This window comes from Flavobacterium magnum (assembly GCF_003055625.1).
Classification (GTDB): Bacteria; Bacteroidota; Bacteroidia; order Flavobacteriales; family Flavobacteriaceae; genus Flavobacterium; species Flavobacterium magnum.
Window position 1 is genome coordinate 2,513,064 of the sequence record NZ_CP028811.1, and the last position, 20,684, is coordinate 2,533,747.

The following is a 20,684-nucleotide window of genomic DNA, read 5'->3' on the forward strand; positions in this document are numbered from 1 at the left end:
CTTAATTTTTTACTTCGGTCAGGAATTGCGAATAATACAGGTTTCGGTAGTGACCGCCTTCAATGCTGAGCAACTGTTGATGGGTGCCGTGTTCTACGATCAGCCCTTTGTCCATCACTACAATCCTATCGGCGTTGATGATGGTGGCGAGGCGGTGCGCAATGACTATGGATGTGCGCCCTTTGGTGATGGTCTCGGTCGCGCGCTGTATCAGTTCTTCGGAATAGGTGTCAATTGAAGATGTCGCCTCATCAAGCACCAAAATCGCAGGATTGCTCACGTAAGCGCGCAGGAAAGCGATGAGCTGGCGTTGGCCAGATGACAGCATGGCGCCGCGCTCCCTGACGTTGTAGTCGTAATTTTCGGGAAGGCTCATGATAAAGTCATGAATGCCGATTTTCTTCGCGGCGTTAATGACTTGCTCCCTGCTGATGCCGGCGTGGTTCAGCGTAATATTGTTCAGGATGGTATCGGCAAAAAGGAAAACGTCCTGCAAAACCACCCCGATCTGATTCCGAAGCGATTCCAGCCTAAAATCCCTGATGTTATGGCCATCAATGCAGATTTTTCCGCTGTTGATTTCATAGAACCTGTTCATCAGGTTGATGATGGTCGACTTTCCGGCACCCGTGGCCCCGACAATGGCAATGGTCTCTCCCGCATTTACCTTCAAATTGATGCCTTTGATGACTTCTTCATTCTCAATATACCCGAAATGCACATCACGGAATTCGATGTGTCCCTCAAACGCGGGCGCCTCGATTGTACCGTCCTGCTGTACCTGGTCTTCGCTGTCGAGGATGTCGAAGACACGATTGGCTGCAATCATTCCCATCTGCATTTCGTTGAATTTGTCCGCAATCTGGCGCAAAGGATTGAACAACATCGTGATAAACATGGTGTATGAAAACAGGTCACCAAAGGTCGTTGTCGTGTCGCCGCCTAAAATGCGCAATCCGCCATACCAAACCACACATCCCAGTGTAAGTGCAGAGATCATGTCGGCAATCGGGAAGAAGATGGAGTTGTACCATACGGTCTTGATCCACGCTTTGCGGTGGCGGTCGTTGATGTCGCGGAACTTGTCATACTCTATCTGCTCGCGGTGAAAAAGCTGTACGATTTTCATACCCGTAACACGTTCCTGTACGAAGGTATTCAGGTTTGACAGCTCGTTGCGCACCTGCTCAAAGGCCAACTGCATTTTCTTCTGGAAAATGCGTGTGATATATACCAGGATCGGCATGGCAACGATCACGATCCAGCTGAGTTTCCAGTTCAGGTAAAACATCAGGAACAGCAACGCGACCATCTTGGCGAGATCGCTCAGGATCATGAAAAGGCCCTGGCTGAATATTTTTGCGATGGCTTCAATATCCGAAACCGTGCGCGTCACGAGCTGGCCCACAGGCGCCATGTCAAAATATTTCATCCGGAAGCTGAAGATGTGGCGGAACAGTTTGTTCCGGATGTCACGGATGATATCCTGCCCCAGCCAGTTCGCCCAATAGACGAAGTAAAACTGGGAAAGCACTTCCATGATGAGCGCGCCACCCATAGCAATAATATAATACAGCAAGCCCAGTTCGTCCTTTTTGGCGATGTAATTGTCGATGGTGCCCTTCAGTAAAGCGGGGCGCAGTGCCGCGAAAACCGCGAGGAACACCGCCCAGACAATGACGCCGTTAAAGCGCCTGCGATACGGCTTGGTGTAGGCCATAATGCGTTTGAATACGCGGGAATCGAATGCTTTTGCGCTCATTTAGTCAGATGTTAGCGGTGCCGGTATTGGACTTTTCTACTATGTAATCGTATGTTATTGCTGTCAGGAAGAGGCCTTGTGCAGGCACAGAAAATCCGGCTTTGCTGCGGTCTTTGCTCTCAATGATGGCTTTCAGGCCTTCGATCGGAATTTTACCCCGGCCGATGTTTACTAAAGTACCAACAATCGCGCGGACCATATTGCGCAGGAAACGATCGGCAGATATCGTAAAGACCAACCGGTCGTCCTGTTCCTGCCAGTATGCCTCAGCGATGCGGCAATTGAACGTATTGACATCAGTATTGACTTTAGAAAAACATTGGAAATCATTGTATTCCAAAAGGATTGCGGCGGCCTGATTCATTTTGTGCACATCAAGCGGCAGTCCGTAATGCCAGCCCGTTTCATTGCCGAATACGTTTTTGGTTGTGAAAATATGGTATTCATACGTGCGTTTGGTCGCGTCAAAACGCGCATGTGCCCCATCGTGGACTTTGATGAGCTCAGCAACTGCAATATCAGCGGGCAGGTAGGCATTGAGACGATGCACGATCTCGGGCGTGCTCTCGAGAGATCCGACCTCGAAATGTGCGTACATCGTCCTGGCGTGTACCCCGGCGTCCGTACGACCGGCGGCGGTCAGTTCGACCGGTTCCCTTAAGATCACGGACATCGCCTTTTCGAGTATTTCCTGCACGGAAACCGCATTCGGCTGGTATTGCCAACCGTGGTAATGGGTGCCGTTATAGGAAAATCGGATGAAGTAGCGCAATGTAACGTGGAAAGATTAAAGCAGCAAAGTTACAAAGTTTTTCAGGAAGTGTCAGCAAAGTTCGACAGTTCCAAAACGGCTTTTTTTAAAGCAACTTTTGAAACCGAACACGCGGGTTCAAACGAACTTTGTAAATTTGGCACACCTGTAAACTGCACCTTCCTACATGAAAAAAATACTGCTGCTTTCCGATACCCACAGTCACATCGACGACAAGATCCTGAAATATGCGGCACAGGCAGACGAAATCTGGCATGCAGGTGACATCGGCGACCTGAACGTCACTGACACGTTGAAACGCATCAAGCCGCTGCGCGCCGTATACGGCAATATTGATGGTGATAAGGCGCGTATGGAATTCCCATTGCACAACCGTTTTTTTTGCGAGGGCGTCGAGGTCTGGATCACACACATCGGCGGCTATCCGGGTAAATACAATCCGGCGGTAAGGCAGGAAATTAACGACCATCCGCCGAAACTGTTCATTTGCGGGCATTCGCACATCCTTAAGGTAATGTTTGATAAGAAGCTCGGTTTGCTGCACATGAATCCGGGCGCCTGCGGCATCAGCGGCTTCCATCAGGTCCGTACCATGCTGCGGTTTGTGATTGACGGGGAAAAAATCAGTGATCTGGAGGTGATTGAACTCGGACAGAAGCGCCCGCCATCCATGCATTAATAACTACCGGATTTCCATATTTGTAAAACAAAAAAAGTCCGAACTTTCGTTCAGACTTTTCTTCGCACTAATAAACTAAGTTTATAGGGTTACCTCAACCGGTCCGCAGATTTTACGAGATCTTCATCCTTCTTGATGGCTTTGTTGGCTAAGACCAAAAAAACGATAGCAACAATCGGGAGGAACATACCAATACCTTTCTCAGAAACGACGGGCGCTTCTCCAGATAAATTTAGCGAGCGGTATACAAATAATCCTAATAAAATTAAATTCAATATCATATTCAGCCTGTTCATCACAAACTGGTTTTGTCTTTTTGCGTACGAAATGATTGCCATGACCGACAATGCGGTACTCAAACCGAAAAGCGGTACATAAATGGTTTCAGCCACAAAAAAAACGTCCTTGCCATCCACCTTCCACAACGGGAAAATGAACGGAAGCACACCGGTCGCGAGGAGCGCGATGGCCATGTAGACGGTCTGTATTCTCTGCAGCATACTGTAGTAATTTCGGCACAAAAATATATTTTCTTTTTAATAATTGCTATTGTCTGCTGAAATATTATTTGTATTATTGCACAACTAAACCGTAAGTACTTCATCCTTCGGTATATTCATTTTCAAAAATTTCACCACCATTCATTCCGAATTGCTCCAATTTAATTAATTCAAAAAACATTCATGTTTGATATTTCTGCATTAAAAGAAATGAAGCTTACTGAGCTTCAGGAAATTGCCAAATTGGCCAAAAACATCAAAACAGCAGGCGTAAAAAAAGAAGTACTGATTGAGAGGATCCTCGCCAACCAGGCCGCTGCCACGACTACCCAGGACAATAACAACGGGTCCGCAGCCGAAGAAGGCAAAGGCAAAAGAACACGCATGTCAAAAGATAAGAAAGACGCTTCCGCAGAGACTCCTCCGTCGCCCAGGACCGCGGAAAGCGCCACATTGTTTGACCAGGCCGTCAGTGAACCCGAGTCGGCCGCAACCACCCAGCAAACTGAACGCAGGAATAAATTCGGGAAGAATAAATTCGACAAAAAGAACCGCAACAACAACAACAACGATTCCCAGGAAACTTTGGGAGACACGCAGGAACAGGCTGCAGAAAGTACTGCGGAAAGGAAGCCGAAAATTATCGGTAAAAACCAGGGTCCGAACCAAAATCCGCAAAACCAGAACAATAACAATAATAACAGCAACACACAGTCCGACACACAGCCGAACCGTGTGCAGCAAAGCAATCCGAACCAGGCCCAAAACGGGAACAGCAACGGAAACGACAATCAAAACCCTAAACCGAATAACTACCCTAACGGAAACCAGAATGCCCGGGGCGAAGCCGCGTTTAAAGGGAAAAAGAACAATTTTCGTGATTCGGATTACGAATTTGACGGGATTATCGAAAGCGAAGGTGTTTTGGAAATGATGCCTGACGGCTACGGTTTCCTGCGTTCTTCGGATTACAATTATCTGGCCTCGCCGGATGACATTTACCTTTCGACATCGCAGATCCGCCTTTTTGGGCTCAAGACCGGCGATACCGTGAAAGGCGTGGTCCGTCCGCCAAAGGAAGGGGAGAAGTTTTTTCCATTGGTAAGGGTTTTGAAAATTAACGGGCACGACCCTCAGGTAGTCCGGGACCGTGTGTCTTTTGAGCACCTGACCCCGATTTTCCCACAGCAGAAATTCAGGATTGCTGAGAAAGGCAGCTCAATTTCCACGCGCATCATCGACCTGTTTTCACCGATCGGTAAAGGACAGCGTGGGATGATTGTGGCACAACCGAAAACCGGTAAGACGATGTTGCTGAAAGACATTGCCAACGCCATTGCGTCAAACCATCCTGAGGTCTATCTATTGGTGTTGTTGATTGATGAGCGCCCGGAAGAGGTGACCGACATGCAACGCAACGTCAGGGGAGAGGTGATCGCCTCAACCTTTGACCGCGAGCCGCAGGAACATGTGAAGATTGCGAACATCGTTTTGGAAAAAGCAAAAAGGCTTGTGGAGTGCGGACATGATGTGGTGATCCTGCTGGATTCCATCACGCGACTGGCCAGAGCTTACAATACCGTGCAACCCGCATCCGGGAAAGTACTTTCCGGGGGTGTCGATGCCAATGCGCTGCAGAAACCAAAACGCTTCTTCGGGGCGGCACGAAACGTGGAAAATGGCGGATCGCTGAGTATTATCGCTACGGCCCTGACTGAAACAGGTTCTAAAATGGACGAGGTGATTTTCGAAGAATTCAAGGGAACCGGAAACATGGAACTGCAATTGGATCGCAAGATTGCCAATAAGCGTATTTTCCCGGCCATCGACCTTACGTCGTCAAGCACACGCCGGGACGATTTGCTTTTGGATGAGAAAACACTACAGCGCATGTGGATCATGCGGAAATACCTGTCAGACATGAATCCGGTGGAAGCCATGGATTTTATCAATGACCGATTTAAGAAAACCCGTAACAACGAAGAGTTCCTGATATCGATGAATGATTAGTAATCGTTGGCTGCGACGCCTGTACATTATAAAAAAAGTCCCGGATTTCCGGGACTTTTTCATTTAATTCTTGATGACTTTTATCACTTTGACTTCTGACTCGTCGTTGGTGAGCCTGATCATGTATGCCCCGGAACTTAACCCGGCCATTTCGATCTGGAACTTGTCCATACCCACTTCGGCTTCCCTGATCAGCTTGCCTTCAATACTGTACAACGCGTATTTGGCAACGGTTTGTTTGGCGTCAATCTCCAGCCTTTCCTGCACAGGATTCGGATAATATTCAAGTTGGCTGAATGCATCCGAGCCGTCGGTTCCAAGCGTAATACAGCTGATAGTGGCATCCCATCCTGAAGCGGTCTCGCTGCCGTCAGAAGCAAAACGGAATGTCAAAGCTCCCGTGGCATCCGTGGAGTTGAAGGTTGTAGGCATATTGTAACCTCCGCCGGAATAGAGCAACGGACTGGAAGTCGTAGGGCCGTTGTAGATTGACATTGAGTCGCAGCAACTTTCGAGCGAAATATAATTGAATACCGCTTTCACCTTTTGCCCTGCGCTGTCGGGAGCAATCGTAGTCACATAATATTCATTGTCCTGATACGACCCTGTAGCACCTCCCGTGTCATAGAAATGATTACCACCGCAGTAATCCGGCTGGGTACAGACAATGAGCGGCCCTGCCCAGTCGGTATGGCCATCGCTGCAAAGCGATCGGACATAAAAATCGTAGCAGGTATTCGGGCTCAGCGCGCTGAACGTGTGTTGGCTGTTCGCCACAACGGTACCTGAAACCGCAGGTGGCGCGCCATGGGGTATTAACTGCATTTCCCACGAACTGGCATTGTAATTTTCAAGCCATGATACGGTGGCGGCGGTTTTGGTAACATTTGAGGCGATCAGGTTCCCGGGCGGGTTAGGACAGTCAGGAAGCGGTTCACAAATAATGGTAGCATCCCAACCGCTGTATTGACCGCTGGAATCCGATGAGAATAAAAACGTCAATGCACCGAGTGGATTTGTCGCTACGACATTTCCGGGTGACAGATTGCCATTACCGGAATACAGGTATGGGTAATTTGTACCCGGACCGTCGTAAATGGTCATATAATCGCAGCAGGACTCCAACTGGAACGCATTGAAAATCGCGCGTACCCTGTTGCCGGCGGTGTCGGGATAAATTACGGTTTGCTTGTATTCGTTTGGTCCGTAAGATCCTGTAGCGCCACCACTATCGTAAAAATGGACTCCCGCACAGTAGTCAGGCGTGGTGCAAAAGTTAAACGGGCCTACCCAATCTGAATTGCCCATGGTACAATTCGATCTGATGTAAAGTTGGTAGCACGTGCCCGGCGACAAACCTGAAACTGCGTAGGGTCTGGTTTGCGTAATGGTTCCATTGCCGGCCGGACTGCCGTTTTGCGGCACAATCTCAACTTCCCAGCTTGCGGGAGTGCCGTAATCATCCCAGGTGAACTGGGCTGATGTTGTCGTAACATTTGAAACGCTCAAGGAGGTAGGCGCATTTGGGCAGGCTGGCATGGGTTCGCAAATTATCGTCGCGTCCCATCCGGAATAAGTAGCGCTGCCGTCAGAATGGAATTCGAAGGTCAATGCGCCTGTAGGTGTAGTGGCTTTATATGTGCCGGGATTGCTGTTTTGATAACTGTTATACAACAAAGGATAAGTGGCGTCAGGGCCGTTATAAATCCGAAGGTAATCACAGCAGGATTCCAACTGAAAAGAGTTGAAAACGGCTTTCACACGTTCTCCGGCTGTCGACGGATAAATTACTTTGGTATAATTTTCGTAATCGTTATACGCCCCAGCAGGTCCTCCGGTGTCATAAAAATGGGCGCCTCCGCAGTAATCAGGTGGCGTACAGAATTGTAGCGGGCCAGTCCAATCCGTGGCGCCGGCTGCGCAAAACGTCCTTACATAAAAATCGTAGCACGTATTTGCGGACAGGTTTTCAAAAGAATAGGCGTTCATGCTAATCATGGTTCCGCTTCCTGTGGGCGTGGTTCCGTGAGGCAGCACTTCAATTTCCCATGAACTTGAGTTCGTATCATTGTCCCATCCGATATTTGCTTCATTAAAGGAAATGCTGTCGAGATGCAGGTTAGCCGGCGCCGTCGCACATGGCGAAACGGGTTCACACAAAATGACAGCATCCCAACCGGTTCCACCCTGATAGGCAGACTGGAAGGAAAATGTCAGGGCCCCTGTCGGATGAGATGAGATAAACGAAACAGGTGGGTTGCCGTAATAGTTGTAATAGAGCACCTCCGCATTTGTCGAAGGGCCGTCGTACACTGCAAAGTAATCGCAACAATTGTTGATGTTGAATTCGTTGAAAATGGCACGTACGCGATCGCCGGCGTTTTCAGGGTAAATCACTGTTGTTTTATTTTCATATGGAAGGTAGGCGCCTGTAGCCCCACCGGAATCATAGAAATGGGCACCTCCGCAATAATCCGGCTGAGTGCAGAAGTAGAGCGGGCCCGCCCAGGTCGAGGTTCCGTCAGCACAAATCGACCGGACATAAAAATCGTAACAACTGTTTAATGCCAGCCCCTCAAACTCGGTTAGGGTGGTATTGATTATGGTACCGGTACCTGTTGGCGTCATCCCATGGGGGACCATTTCAGTCTCCCAGGACCAGGCATTGGAACTGTCTGTCCAGCCAATCCTGGCAAAATCAGTGCTTACGTAAGTAACCTCCAGATTTGTGGGTGCATTCGGGCAGGCTGGCATTGGCTCACAAATAATCGACGCATCCCATCCGTTTCCAGTTTCATATTCATTGGAGTAAAAAACAAAGGTCAGCGCGCCGGTATTGACTTCTGTGGAAACCACTGTCCCGGGAGAATTGTAATTGCCTTCGTAAAGCACAGGATACGTCTCGTCAGGTCCGTTATGGATCACCATAAAATCACTCCAGTTGTCCAGTTGGTAAGTATTGAAAACCGCCCTGATGCGATCGCCCGGGTTATCAGGATATATGGTGGTGACTTTATGCTCGTTATTCTGGTATGGGCCTGTAGCTCCGCCCGTATCATAGAAATGGCTTCCGTTGCAGTAGTCCGGCGGGGTGCAGAATTTGAATGGTCCTGACCAACCTGAGGTGCCCGCAGCACAGACAGATCTTACATAAAAATCATAACAAGTGTCGAGCGTTAGGCCGGTATACTCGACAGTTCCCGTAGTATTTGATACCCCTATTCCCGTCGGATATGCACCTGAGGGCAACAGCTCAGTTTCCCATGATATTGCCGAAGCATCGTCTTCCCAGGTGATGTTTGCTGTATGGAGGGTGAGGTTTGTTGTATGCAGGTTTGTTGGCTGGGTCGGACAAGCGGGTATTGGTTCGCATATGATGGTCGCATCCCATCCTGAAGCTACCTGATAGTCGCTGGAATTGAAAAGGAACGTCAGCGCACCCTCCGGATGTGAGGACGCGAACGACGGCGGCATCTCATCAAAATAACTGTAGTACAAAATGGGTGAACTTGTATCGGGCCCATCGAATACAATAAAATAACCGCAGCATTCCCCTAAGTCAAAGCTGTTGAAAATGGCCCGGATACGCTCACCGGTTTGGTCAGGACGAATGATTGTCACGTTATTTTCTCCGATCTGGAAATTCCCTGACGGCCCGCCGCTGTCGTAGAAATGCGTTCCGGCGCAGTAGTCAGGTTGTGTGCAGAAATCGAACGGGCCTGCCCAGGCTGCATCCCCCAATTCACAGAGGTTGCGCACATAAAATTTATAACAGGTCGATGCGGTAAGGCCTGTGATGGTATATGGATTTGAATTTACGATGGTACCGGATCCCGTCGGACTTGCGTTTGCTGCCACAACTTCGACCTCCCAGCTTGCGGCACCCGAAGCATCCACCCATCCAATTTGTGATGTAGCGCTGGCTGCTGATACAAGCGTAATCCCGGAAGGGATGCTGCAGATGGTTGAAAAAGAAGCTGCCACGCTGAAACTTCCCGTACCGCAGGAATTTTTTCCGCGCACGCGCCAGAAATAAAGGTGTCCGTTGGCCAGACCTTGCGCAGTGTAGGTATTTGTTGCAACAGACTGTGTTTGCACAATGTTGGCAAACGAAGCGTCTTCGGCAATTTGTATTTCATACGCCTGCGCGTTCAGATCTGCATTCCAGCTAAATGATGCCGGTAGGGGATAGCCCATCGTACCGTTGACGGGCGCCAAAATCGTGAGTGGCTGGAACGTATCGGATAAAATCTGGAGTGCCACCGGAATTTCATAGGAATCATTAGCCGAGATCCCACTGATTGTGAACGGATAGACGCCCGGCACCAGTGAGTTGATGTTGCTCAGCGTAACCTCAAAATCTCCCGATGCCGTCATGGTTTCCGCGGTGAAAGCGGCTGAGATTCCTGCAGGGAGGTTTAATGCTGACAGCGTCACTACATCGCTGAAGCCCGATTTGGTATGGAGGTTGAAAGCGTATGTACTGCTGCTGTTGTCGTCACATTCAAACTTAACGTTGTCAGTCGACGTGATCCAGAAATCCTTCGCAGTGGTTCCCGAAATAATCAGGCTGTATTGCTGCTGGTTGTTGACCAAAGTACCTTTATGGGTGACGCGGATGGTGTAACTTCCTGACGGATTCGGGATTTCAATTTTCTCCACGTTATCCACCACGTTATCACCCTTTGTTGCCGCGGCCGCGGGCGATGCGGGGTTTAACTTCCAGGGCCTGTAGGTGTCGTTGCTCTGCAAGATGGTGATGTCGAGGTCGTTCACGAGCGCCGGTGTCGGATCATCGATGGCCTGCGAATGGATTATACCCTGCGGATCGGTCCAGCAGATTGTGGCCAGCAACGGCTCATCACCAAGCGCGTTCACCCCGATAGTATAGGTCTCGCCCTGTAACAAGGTGTTTTCCTGGATGTAAGTCTGGAAATCTCTTTTGGTAATGATATTCGCCGCCTTTTCTGCATTGATAAGACCCCAGCCAAAACTATAATCGGGTCCGGGTGTCAGCCCCGCTTCATCAGCACTATGAATCATGAGGCCTCGTAGCGTAGCCGCCCTCATGAATACATTGTTTTTCTGATGGTAATATTGTTGCAGAAGCAGCAAGGTGCCGTTTACGCTGGGTGACGCCATAGAGGTACCCGAAAGATAATCGTAGCTGGTGTCCGAATCGTCTACTGCTGAGAAAGTGTTTACGCCCTTAGCCGAAATGTCCGGTTTAATCCTACCATCATCAGTGGGTCCCCAACTGCTGAAGTCGGACATCACTACCGAACTTTCATCGTCATATTGCAGGACTTCCTCCACAGCGGCGACCACAATCGAGTTTTTGCTGAGCGCGTGCGTTGTAAGCAAATCGTAGCCATTTTTGTCCAGGTTAAAATTTCCCCTGCTGTTTCCGGCTGCGCACACAAACTGATAATACGGTGCATTGAACATGATGTCATCGAAAGCCTGCGCTTCTTCGTCATATTTCCCGTATTCGAAATCCTCCACATAGTACGGGTTACGGCCATAGGAATGGTTCGACAGCAGCAAACCGCCGGCTGCCGCCGCGGCCACTTCAGAGATATCGTCATTCCAGTCGTAGGAGTCGGCATGGGCTTTATAAGCCATCCCGGTTGCTGCCCCATTTTGGACGAGATTGGTCCCCATGATGGTGCCTGCGACGTGGGTTGAATGGTAATGCGTATCCAAAGTCCCGTCCTCCACCGAAACACGTCCGCTAAAAAGTTGATGGGTTTCCCGCGCTCCTGCAGCATCCCACACGCCGGAAATCATGTTTTCACCGTTGATGTTGAGTCCGAGGCTTCCACCGCTGTAGAGCTTGTTGGCGCGCGAGGTGATTCCGGCTCCTTCATTAAATGTCATATAATACACCGGCCTGAGTTGCGCGGTGACACCGACCAGTTCGGAAAATGTTTTGTCTTTACTGATTTTCAATGGCCATTGATACAATTTGGCAAGCATCCGTGCTTTGTTTCGGTTTTCTTCAAATTGCTTGTGAAATCTGGCTGATGCTGCTTTTAATTTTGATACATCAGTGTGGCGGATGATGTCTTGTTTGTCTTTTGCGGTCTGGGAGAAAGACCAAATGGGAATCAGGAGCAGGACTAATAATTTCTTCATAACTGGGAAAGGTAGTGACGCAAAGTGTTGGTTTTGTTGTTGGTAAAGGTATCGGTTTCCAAATTTATAATAATTTTAACAATACGCAAATAAATTCATAAATCGCGTATTTTTTTTCGACAAAGCACAAAAAAACCCGCCATGTGAACTGGCAGGTTAATTTGATATTTGGGGAACAGTTAGTTTACAATGACCTTCCTTGTTGCCGTCTGGTTCTCAGAAGTCATCCTGAGCAGGTAAAATCCTGAGGGTAGTCCGTTGAGCGTATAACTGTGATTGTCCATCGCGGGCTTTGTAATTCTCTGTACCAGCTGCCCATTAAGGTTTATGAGTTCAATTTCATCCAAAACGACATCCCCATCGATATTGATTTTGTGGTCATTCGACGGATTCGGATACACCACCAGCTGTTCAAGGGAATGGTTTTCAATACCCAGCGGAATGGACGGCCAGCGGTTTTCGGCAGCAGGGCCGCCCCAGATCACCGTTGCGATATAAGGATTGTCGATAAACGGATTGCGGTTTCCCTGCCCGTAAGTGTTGCTCGCGTTGCCCAGGTAGGTGTTTCTCTGGTCTTCAACGGCAGACACCGGGTCTTCGGCATTCCATTGCAGGAAAAGCTGGATCATATTGGCGTCGGTGGCCAGTGTATTGCCAACACCGACATTTTTCGGCAGGCATTGGTCGTCATAACGCAGGTACATATACATCATCATTCGGGCTATATCGCCTTTCCAGTTATCGCCGGGATACCATCCGCCGGTCACTGCGCCCGAGTTCCCGCTTCCTGCGGCAAATTTCTTGCTCGCGCGGCTCCCGTTGCGTTGTACATCGGCAGCGCGTAAATGGTGCGCATCTGCACCGGCACCTGACGTGCCCAGATCCGGCGTACCAATGGATTGTGCGTAGGTATGTTCGCGGTTCCATTCGCCCACTGCACCACCGTTTGAATTTTTACTTCTCGAAAGGTCATTGGTTACATCACTGTCGCTGCCATTTTCCCAACCATAAATCAGGAGTACGTTTGAGGAATTGTTCGGGTCCTTATCCGTTATTTTCAACGCGTTCCATATCCCGGGCGTGTAGGACAACTGCTCGGTGTGTGTCGTGATGATTTTCGTAGCCAAAGCATTTTTGAGTGCCACGCCGGTAAGGGTCCAGTTAAATCCATTATAATACGGTGCGGGACTTCCCGCCTGGGCAATGCTTAACAGTGTGAAAAACAATGCGGTAAACGATAATATTTTCTTCATATTTAAAAAATTCAGCCAGCAAATGTATATGCTTTATTTGGATTGGTGAAATTTTTACGGCTGATTGTGAAAAAACTGCGGCCTACTCGGTCGTGTATATAAAAAAAGCCCCAAAAGATTGGGACTTTACTTATTAATCTCAGCTGAGGGACCTATGCCAGGTGTTCAAGCGTAATTTTGTTCCGTACTAATTCACCACAATTTTCTTTACCGAAAATTGTTCCGCAGCCGCCACTTTAAGGAAGTAAAGTCCCTGCGGCAGGTCCGATAACGTATATACATTGTTTACAGTGACCGGATTGTCAATCCGCCGGATCAGCTGTCCGTTGATATTCGTCAACTCAATCCGGTTCAAAGACCTGTCCGATTGTATATTGACCTGATGGTTGGCAGACGGATTCGGATATACCGAGACGTTGACGATGTCATTTTCGGATCTACCCAACGGCGCACCCCAAATCATCGCCACATAATTGTTATTGTCAACGAATGGATTCCGGTTGCCCTGATAATCGTATACGTCATTATTGCGGTCGATTTCCTTTTGGCTTACAGGATCCTGTATATTCCACGTCAGCAGGATATTCAGGAACGGCTGCGCAATGACCGTTCCGGAGTTGTTTGGTGTAAACATCGCATAATTGTTCCAGCCTGCGATAACATCCTGATATCGGGTGACAAAATAGAAATATATCCGTGCGATATCGCCCTTGAATTCATCGATGGGCTCGAAAACCGTTCCGGTGTAACCCGCCGAGTAACCCGAATTTACGTTTGCCCCCAGTTTAGAGCCATTTGTCGTGGGATTCGTGATACCATTTTGCGAAACCAAAGTACCCGCAACGCCGAACGGGAAATTGCTCCTGAAGTTATTCACCCTGCCGTCAGTCGGAAGCAAATGATGTGCATCGCCGCGCATGGGTGGAGCCTGGCTGAAAACCGACTGCGGAATGACGTGTTCGGGGTTGTAGCAATCGCCTTCGCTGTTGTAATTCCCGCAAATGTCACCGGGCTGGTCAGGCTGATAATTGTAGGCGTCTGTGGCATTCGGTTTTTCCGAATACGGATCCAGGATCGTGTTGTCATCTTCATAATAGATGTCGATGTCGTGCGCAGTGAAAAAATTATCAATGGCGTTGTATCCCTGGTCGTCGTGGTTCTTGATGATGTTGTGGAGCTGCGTTTTGAGGGTCAGTCCTGTCCCGGTAGCCGAGTTGTAGTATCCGGCCGGTATCTGCGCCACCGCAATAAAACCCAACAGCAGCGCAAACGGAGTGTATAATTTTTTCATAGGATTTATTTTCGTTCCAACAGCGCCATATAGAAGCCGTCAAAGCCGGATTCTGATGCGAGGATCTTTTCTTCTTTCACAAAGGTAAAGTTTTTACCGTTTTCGGTGGTAAGGAAGTGCTGTATTTGTTCCTGATTTTCAGAGGGTAACACCGAACAGGTGGCGTAGACCAATTTACCTCCCGGCTTCACGATACGGCTGTAGCTTTCCAGTACCTCGGATTGTACCTTGCGGATGTTGTCGATAAATTCCGGCTGCAGTTTCCACTTGGCATCGGGGTTGCGTTTCAGTACGCCGAGTCCGCTGCAGGGCGCATCAATCAATACCCGATCGGCTTTCTCCTGCAATTTTTTAATGACTTTGGTTGAGTCAATGATTTTATACTCGATATTGAACGCGCCGTTCCTTTTGGCACGCAGTTTTAGCTGTTTGAGCTTACTCTCGTATAAGTCCATCGCAATCAGCTGTCCCTTATTTTCCATCAGCGAAGCCAGGTGCAGCGTTTTTCCGCCCGCACCGGCACAGGTGTCTACAACGCGCATTCCCGGTTTGACATCGAGGAAAGCGGCCACAAGCTGCGAACTCGCATCCTGTACTTCGAACAGGCCTTCTTTGAAGGCATCGGTCAGGAAAACGTTCGCGCGTTCCTTCAACACCAGAGCGTCAGGCTGGTTTTTCAGGAATTCCGTTTCAATATTGAGGTCCATTAAGATCGCGCGCAGCTTCTCTTTGGTAGTTTTCAATGTGTTGACACGCAAAATTACCTTTGCCGGCTGATTTTGTGCTGCGATTTCCTCGGTCCATTTTTGTTCGCCGAGCTCTTTTATACCGAGCTCATCCATCCAATCGGGAATCGACTCGCGGAATGTGCGTATTTTTGACAATTCGTCGAAACGGCCCTTGATTTTTCGTTCGGGTGTACCTTCGAGCTGTCTCCAGTCGGGAATCGGATAGCCGCGCAATACGGCCCATACTGCAAATACGCGCCACAGGTCATCGCGGTCGAAAGGTTCTTTCACATTTGCGATTTCGGCATACAATCTTTTCCAACGGACAATTTCATAAATGGTTTCTGCCACAAATTTACGGTCGTGGCTTCCCCAGCGTTTGTCTTTTTTCAGCGCCCTTGCCACCACCTTGTCAGCATATTCGCCTTCATTGAAGATTGCGTTCAGTGAATCAATCGTGGTGTAAACTAAGTTCCTGTGTAATCTCATTTTTTCAAATTCAAGGCTGCAAAGGTAGTTCTTTTGCGCTAAGGTTTACATTTTAAGCGATGACTGAAGCCAACTTTACAAGCCAAAACAACTCAATCGTGCTTCCCGTCATAGTATATATGCCATTTTCCCTGTACCTTCATGACCTGTTCAATCACATCGCGGACTGCGCCCTTGCCGCCGTCTTTATGGGAAATGTACCTGGCGATTTCGCGGATTTCCGGACTGGAATCCTTCGGACAGGCAGGAAGACCTACGAGCTGCATCACGTGGTAGTCGGGGATGTCGTCGCCCATGTACAACACCTGTTCCGAATTGATGTTGTGCAAAGCCGTATATTCCCTGAACGTATCGGTTTTGCTTGGGCAGGCAAGGTAAATGTCAGTAATGCCGAGGTTCTGCAGCCTGATCCTGACCCCTTCGCTGCTGCCACCGGAAATGATCGCAACGTGGTATCCCGATTCGACGGCGGCCTTCATCGCGAAACCATCGCGGATGTTCATCGTACGCAACATTTCGCCATTCTGGGTGACGTGTACCGTGCTGTCGGTCAATACGCCGTCAACATCAAATATGAACGTCGTGATTGCATTCATGATTTCTTTATAACTTTTTGCCATGGTTCTGTATTGATTCGGTTAGGATATGGTAAATGTCTTTTTTATAGTCAGATAAAAAGGCCTCGTGCGCGGCTATGGTCTTAAGGTCATTGCGTTTAGCAGGCCCCGTCTGTGCCTCATCGGGTGAGAGCTGCATCACTTTTGCAGCGGTTTCGGCAATCAGGGGCTTCAGTATTTCAAACGGCATCTGGTGCTCACGGCAGATTTCGTCGGCGATGCCATACAGGTGGTTCGTGAAATTATTGGCGAAAACCGCGGCAACGTGCAGCGCTTTCCGCTGGGCGGAATTGATTGCGTAAGTTTTATCAGAAATCGCCCTGGCAGTACGTTCCAGCAGCTGAAAATCCGCAGGAAACTGCGCTTCGAGGCAGATAGGGATGTCCAGGAAGTTGACCGCTTTGGTTTTGCTGAAAGTCTGCAACGGGTAAAAAACGGCTTTCCGATTGTTTTCGTGCAGGATTTCCAGGGGCATCGTACCCGAGGTATGCGCCACCAAACGGTTTTTAAAAGGGAGTGCCTCCGAAATCTGGGCAACGGCGCCATCGGTTACGGCGATGATGTACAGGTCGGCATCCTGCAGTAAATCCAGGTCGTGCACGAGCGAGGCATTTTCAGGCAATGTAAAATCGACGCTATTCCTGCGTGAGAAAACCTCCACCAACTGCACCGCGTCACTTTTGGCGAAAGCCGAAACCAAATGGCCGGCCACATTGCCCGACCCAATAATACTGACATTAATCATGGCGCAAAATTATTCAAATCGGCGCAATTACACTGCATCGGTCAGGAAACTTTCAATATTTACGGCTTTTTCAAGAATGCGGTGTACGGGGCATTTTCCGGCAAAATATTTCAGCCGCTGCCGCTGCGCATCGTCAAGATTGCCCGTGAGCGTAATGTGCTTGATCATCGTAGCCGTATTTTCCTTCATATCGTGCTCATAGGAAATTTCAACATGGGCGGCAGCAAGATCCCACGCCTTACGTTGGGCATACATCTGCATGGTAATCAGGCTGCAGGAAGCCAGTGAGGAAGCCAGCAGCTCGCCCGGGTTCATGCCTTGATTGCCGCCGCCTTTTTCAGTGGGCTCATCGGCGATGATTGTATGGGAACCCTTGATTTCAGTGATGTAGTTCGTCTTGCCAATATGGGCTGAAATTTTAACCATGGTTTGATTTTTTTCATAAATGTACGACAAACCAAATAAAAAAGCCCCCATATGGAGGCTTTACGAAGCGTCAATATTGTTGTTCCTTCGGGGACGCGTTACTGCTTGATGATTTTCTGCGTATGCTTCACCGACGTCTGCTTATCGGTAATTATTGCAAAATAGAGTCCTGCCGGCTGGTCTTGAATGTTTAAAGTAACGGTTTCGCTCATGGCAGCAATTTTTTGTACCGCAACGCTTTGGCCGAGCGCATTGTTAATCGAGATTTCAGAGCCGTCACTGAATCCTTCTGAAGCAATGGAAAATGCGCCTGACGTGGGGTTCGGCGCGATGCTGAACGTTCGTTCCGCAGGATTTTCAATGCCCAGCGGTGTCGTATTCTTGACAATCCCGAGGCTGTTCTCTGCAAAGACGGTTTGCACGATAGGGTAGAAGGGTTCTACGTTAAACCAGATGTAATCGGTGACGCCATCGGTGACGACTTTCTGTCGGATGACATTGTTTAGCGTACCGAAAGGCATGATTACTGTGCCATAGGCGTCGTAGGTCGCCACAACATTTTTCTCGACCATATCGTCGGTGGACTTATACGTGTCAGTGTAAGAATCGTTCAGGTTATAAGGAAAGACCATAAACGTACGCGGATCCGGATTGTAGTTGTCGCCTGCAGTCCCATTCCAGGCAATAGACAGGATCTCATACTTGGATGGCGTGATGGTGTGGTAATAATACCGCCCTGTCTGCCCGAAAATCCCGTCATATTTGTAACAGTAGTTTGCCGTCGGAAACGTGGCAGCATAAGGCGTAGCGGATACCGGAAGGGTGACGTCCGTGCCTAAATACATCAGGTCGAGGCTGGAAAAATCCCAGACCTGTTCAATACCGGCTTCGCCTACGTCCAGGCCGTCCGCAGGTGCATAATAGAACTCGGATTCAAAATTGGTCGTGTTGACGTTTGACCGTGTGATCTGAGGTTGTGCCAGCGCAGTGTGGCAAAGCATGGTGGCGGCTGCCACAACAAAGTGTAGTTGTTTCATTTGATGTTCGTTTTTTGATTCCCTACAGCCAAACGGCCTTCGGGTTGGGTTATGATGATTTTCTCTGAAGTTTTTTGAAATGGGACTTCTCCATTGTGATCCAAGGTTGATCAGGCCTTAGTTTCGCTTATATAATTTATTGACGGCTTCAATTTTATTCTGCACCTGCAACTTCGCATAAATATGATTCAGGTGCCTTTTTACTGTGCTCATCGCGATATTCAGCTGGTCGGCGATTTCCTTGTACAGGAACCCTTTGCTGAGCAGTTCGAGCACTTCCTGCTCGCGTTTCGAAAGCAGTTCGCTCACATGCACCTCCGGGACCGTCTTGTTGAATGTATTGAGTACTTTGCGTGCAATTTTCGGGGTCATCGGGCTGCCGCCTTCGTAGAGTTCTACGAGCGACCCGATGATTTTTTCCGGTGCCGTATTCTTCAGGATGTATCCGCTCGATCCGGCCTTCAGCGCGTCAAAAACCTGGTCGCTGTCCTCATGGATGGTGAACATGATGAACAGCATCTCAGGGAATAACGGCTTGACTTCGGCGACACATTCAATACCGCTTTTTCCGGGCAGGTTAATGTCGGTCAACACAATATGCGGCCTGAGCAGCGGCAATTCGATGATCGCTTCTTCAGCGTTGGCGAAACTCCCGAGCAGGCTGAAACGCTCGTCACTTTCAATAATGCTTTGCAATCCTTTCTGGATATCAGGAATATCTTCAATGATGCAAATGGTTATCATGTTTCGAAATTTGACGGTGCAAAGGAACGCCGGTGGTTTTAAGATTACAATGGTACAAACGGTTGATTTTTGGAATCCTTCTGCAAAGGGATAACGAAACGTATTTCGCACCCTTCGCCCGATAATATTTCCATCCGCCCACGCATTTTAGCGATGCGGACACGCATGTTTTTGAGTCCGTTGCCTGATGTGGGCTGCAGTTTGTTTTCGGGAATCCCGCAGCCGTCGTCCTTAATGGTGATGTTCAGGCCGTCAGCGTATCCGATGCTGAGCCAGACCGTTCCGGCGCCGGAATGCTTAACGATGTTATGGCAGCACTCTTTGACCAAAAGGAATATGTTACGGCGGTCATTTCCGCTAATGGTCATCTCATCGAGAAAATCCTTGATGGCGGTGCGCAACGTGACGTTGTTGGTTTCAAAATAATCTGCGGCGAAGGCCCGGATGTAGCTGGCCAGGTCACCGAGGGTATTGTTTTCCTCTTTCATCACCCAAATCAGTTCGCCCATGTTTTTTACAAGTTCGGCGGCGGTGTTTTTAATCTTGACGAGGTTTTCCTGGGTGTCATTCCTGACGGCCATCTGACTCAGGTATGTAATCTTGGTCAGGCCGCTGCCGAGGTCATCGTGCATGTCGGCGGCGATGCGGCTGCGTTCGTTTTCAAGTTCTGCCTGCTTTTCAATCAGCTTGTTGGCTTCTTCGAGTAAAGATAAATTGAGGCTTTCGTGCTGTTTTTTATTGCGGTACCCGATGGCAAAAGAGAAAAAGATAATATCGATAAAACTACCGATCATCAGCCATTCCAATGGGTAAATGAGCATATCGGTCGTCGGATCCAGGTTGGTGATAAAGCTCGTCAACCCACAGACCATGTACGCCGAGCATCCGTAAAGGATGATTTGCTGGAACCTGATTTCCCTTAATTTAAAGCTTTGGTAAAGCATGATGCCGGTGATAGCAAAGATGAAAATGCGTATGGCCACGAACGGGATGGTATAGTCATCGAGCGGGAAGTATACCTTCGACATTGTAAACAGCGCGGCGTACAACAGCAAGACACCGCCAATGGGTTTCCAGAAGCGGAACAGGTACGGAACCTTAGTCCCGGAAAGCCAGATCGCGTGGATGATAAAATTGAAATAAGAGGTGAGGTACACAATCTGTATGGCTTCCTTGTATGCGTACAGCATATAATTTTCGGCTTCGATGCCAAATGCGTAGGCGTACAGGCCTGTTTTGGCATAAAGGAAAATCCCTGTAAAGAACAGGTAAATGAGGTAGTGGAGCAAAAAACGGTCCTTACTGAAAAAGTACAGTGCCGTATGGTGGATGAACGCCAGCACCGCGGCACCCAGGATGAAGAGGCTCATGACAAATTCAATGCGTATGTCGTGCATTTTGTGGTTTTTGGTGCCGTAAAAATAAAAAATTAAGCGTTAAGAATCGTTATCGCGGGATAATGCACGGGCAGCGCATATTTCTTACGTCTTGCA

The 20,684-nt window shown here is 48.8% G+C and carries 15 protein-coding genes; 2 read left to right on the forward strand and 13 right to left on the reverse strand.

Annotated features, from left to right (window positions below; translation table 11 throughout):
* Position 1: 1 nt before the first annotated feature.
* Both HYN48_RS10640 and truA read right to left on the reverse strand, forming a co-directional pair.
* On the reverse strand, positions 2–1,762 hold the full coding sequence (locus HYN48_RS10640) for an ABC transporter ATP-binding protein (protein WP_108371531.1): 1,761 nt from the start codon (positions 1,760–1,762) through the stop codon (positions 2–4).
* 4 nt (positions 1,763–1,766) lie between these two features.
* Complete coding sequence (truA, locus tag HYN48_RS10645) at positions 1,767–2,534, reverse strand: tRNA pseudouridine(38-40) synthase TruA (protein WP_108371533.1); 768 nt, start codon at positions 2,532–2,534, stop codon at positions 1,767–1,769.
* Between the two features lie 166 nt (positions 2,535–2,700).
* On the opposite strand from truA, the gene HYN48_RS10650 reads away from it, so the two are divergent.
* Positions 2,701–3,213 carry a metallophosphoesterase family protein gene (locus HYN48_RS10650; RefSeq protein WP_108371535.1) on the forward strand — a complete coding sequence of 171 codons (513 nt, stop codon included), beginning with the start codon at positions 2,701–2,703 and terminating at the stop codon, positions 3,211–3,213.
* Positions 3,214–3,302: 89 nt separating this feature from the next.
* Here HYN48_RS10650 and HYN48_RS10655 read toward each other — a convergent pair whose 3' ends face one another.
* Positions 3,303–3,713, reverse strand: coding sequence for a DUF4293 domain-containing protein (locus HYN48_RS10655; protein WP_108371537.1), 411 nt, complete (start codon positions 3,711–3,713; stop codon positions 3,303–3,305).
* Positions 3,714–3,896: 183 nt separating this feature from the next.
* Between HYN48_RS10655 and rho the strand changes: the two genes are divergently transcribed.
* Positions 3,897–5,723 (forward strand): transcription termination factor Rho, encoded by a 1,827-nt coding sequence (gene rho, locus HYN48_RS10660; protein ID WP_108371539.1) that lies wholly within the window; start codon positions 3,897–3,899, stop codon positions 5,721–5,723.
* 63 nt (positions 5,724–5,786) lie between these two features.
* Here the strand turns inward: rho and HYN48_RS10665 are convergent, their stop codons facing one another.
* The 10 genes from HYN48_RS10665 to HYN48_RS10710 all read right to left on the reverse strand — a co-directional run bounded on the left by HYN48_RS10665 (position 5,787) and on the right by HYN48_RS10710 (position 20,588).
* Entirely contained in the window at positions 5,787–11,861 is a 6,075-nt protein-coding gene (locus HYN48_RS10665; RefSeq protein WP_108371541.1) for a fibronectin type III domain-containing protein, read from the reverse strand.
* Between the two features lie 179 nt (positions 11,862–12,040).
* The gene (locus HYN48_RS10670) at positions 12,041–13,114 is read right to left on the reverse strand and encodes an endonuclease (protein WP_108371543.1); all 1,074 of its coding nucleotides are present in this window, start codon (positions 13,112–13,114) and stop codon (positions 12,041–12,043) included.
* 187 nt (positions 13,115–13,301) lie between these two features.
* On the reverse strand, positions 13,302–14,405 hold the full coding sequence (locus HYN48_RS10675) for an endonuclease (RefSeq protein ID WP_108371545.1): 1,104 nt from the start codon (positions 14,403–14,405) through the stop codon (positions 13,302–13,304).
* A 5-nt stretch (positions 14,406–14,410) separates the two neighbouring features.
* Positions 14,411–15,622 (reverse strand): RsmB/NOP family class I SAM-dependent RNA methyltransferase, encoded by a 1,212-nt coding sequence (locus HYN48_RS10680; RefSeq protein ID WP_108371547.1) that lies wholly within the window; start codon positions 15,620–15,622, stop codon positions 14,411–14,413.
* A gap of 92 nt (positions 15,623–15,714) precedes the next feature.
* Positions 15,715–16,242 (reverse strand): KdsC family phosphatase, encoded by a 528-nt coding sequence (locus HYN48_RS10685; RefSeq protein WP_108371549.1) that lies wholly within the window; start codon positions 16,240–16,242, stop codon positions 15,715–15,717.
* Positions 16,226–16,984 carry a Rossmann-like and DUF2520 domain-containing protein gene (locus tag HYN48_RS10690; RefSeq protein WP_108371551.1) on the reverse strand — a complete coding sequence of 253 codons (759 nt, stop codon included), beginning with the start codon at positions 16,982–16,984 and terminating at the stop codon, positions 16,226–16,228. The genes HYN48_RS10685 and HYN48_RS10690 overlap by 17 nt, the downstream gene beginning before the upstream one ends.
* 27 nt (positions 16,985–17,011) lie before the next feature.
* Positions 17,012–17,410, reverse strand: coding sequence for an OsmC family protein (locus HYN48_RS10695; protein ID WP_181248458.1), 399 nt, complete (start codon positions 17,408–17,410; stop codon positions 17,012–17,014).
* Between the two features lie 98 nt (positions 17,411–17,508).
* Complete coding sequence (locus HYN48_RS10700; protein ID WP_108371556.1) at positions 17,509–18,447, reverse strand: T9SS type A sorting domain-containing protein; 939 nt, start codon at positions 18,445–18,447, stop codon at positions 17,509–17,511.
* Positions 18,448–18,564: 117 nt separating this feature from the next.
* Positions 18,565–19,191 carry a response regulator gene (locus tag HYN48_RS10705; RefSeq protein ID WP_108371559.1) on the reverse strand — a complete coding sequence of 209 codons (627 nt, stop codon included), beginning with the start codon at positions 19,189–19,191 and terminating at the stop codon, positions 18,565–18,567.
* 44 nt (positions 19,192–19,235) lie between these two features.
* A complete protein-coding gene (locus tag HYN48_RS10710; protein ID WP_108371561.1) occupies positions 19,236–20,588 on the reverse strand; it encodes a sensor histidine kinase in 1,353 nt (450 codons plus the stop codon).
* Positions 20,589–20,684 lie beyond the last annotated feature (96 nt).

What these genes read in the sequence shown, in the direction of transcription:
- HYN48_RS10705 (WP_108371559.1), bottom strand. Translation starts at nt 19,191, where the DNA reads ATGATAACCATTTGCATCATTGAAGATATTCCTGATATCCAGAAAGGA.
- HYN48_RS10665 (WP_108371541.1), bottom strand. Translation starts at nt 11,861, where the DNA reads ATGAAGAAATTATTAGTCCTGCTCCTGATTCCCATTTGGTCTTTCTCC.
- HYN48_RS10640 (WP_108371531.1), bottom strand. Translation starts at nt 1,762, where the DNA reads ATGAGCGCAAAAGCATTCGATTCCCGCGTATTCAAACGCATTATGGCC.
- HYN48_RS10710 (WP_108371561.1), bottom strand. Translation starts at nt 20,588, where the DNA reads ATGCACGACATACGCATTGAATTTGTCATGAGCCTCTTCATCCTGGGT.
- HYN48_RS10690 (WP_108371551.1), bottom strand. Translation starts at nt 16,984, where the DNA reads ATGATTAATGTCAGTATTATTGGGTCGGGCAATGTGGCCGGCCATTTG.
- HYN48_RS10685 (WP_108371549.1), bottom strand. Translation starts at nt 16,242, where the DNA reads ATGGCAAAAAGTTATAAAGAAATCATGAATGCAATCACGACGTTCATA.
- HYN48_RS10680 (WP_108371547.1), bottom strand. Translation starts at nt 15,622, where the DNA reads ATGAGATTACACAGGAACTTAGTTTACACCACGATTGATTCACTGAAC.
- HYN48_RS10675 (WP_108371545.1), bottom strand. Translation starts at nt 14,405, where the DNA reads ATGAAAAAATTATACACTCCGTTTGCGCTGCTGTTGGGTTTTATTGCG.
- HYN48_RS10670 (WP_108371543.1), bottom strand. Translation starts at nt 13,114, where the DNA reads ATGAAGAAAATATTATCGTTTACCGCATTGTTTTTCACACTGTTAAGC.
- rho (WP_108371539.1), top strand. Translation starts at nt 3,897, where the DNA reads ATGTTTGATATTTCTGCATTAAAAGAAATGAAGCTTACTGAGCTTCAG.
- HYN48_RS10655 (WP_108371537.1), bottom strand. Translation starts at nt 3,713, where the DNA reads ATGCTGCAGAGAATACAGACCGTCTACATGGCCATCGCGCTCCTCGCG.
- HYN48_RS10695 (WP_181248458.1), bottom strand. Translation starts at nt 17,410, where the DNA reads ATGGTTAAAATTTCAGCCCATATTGGCAAGACGAACTACATCACTGAA.
- HYN48_RS10700 (WP_108371556.1), bottom strand. Translation starts at nt 18,447, where the DNA reads ATGAAACAACTACACTTTGTTGTGGCAGCCGCCACCATGCTTTGCCAC.
- HYN48_RS10650 (WP_108371535.1), top strand. Translation starts at nt 2,701, where the DNA reads ATGAAAAAAATACTGCTGCTTTCCGATACCCACAGTCACATCGACGAC.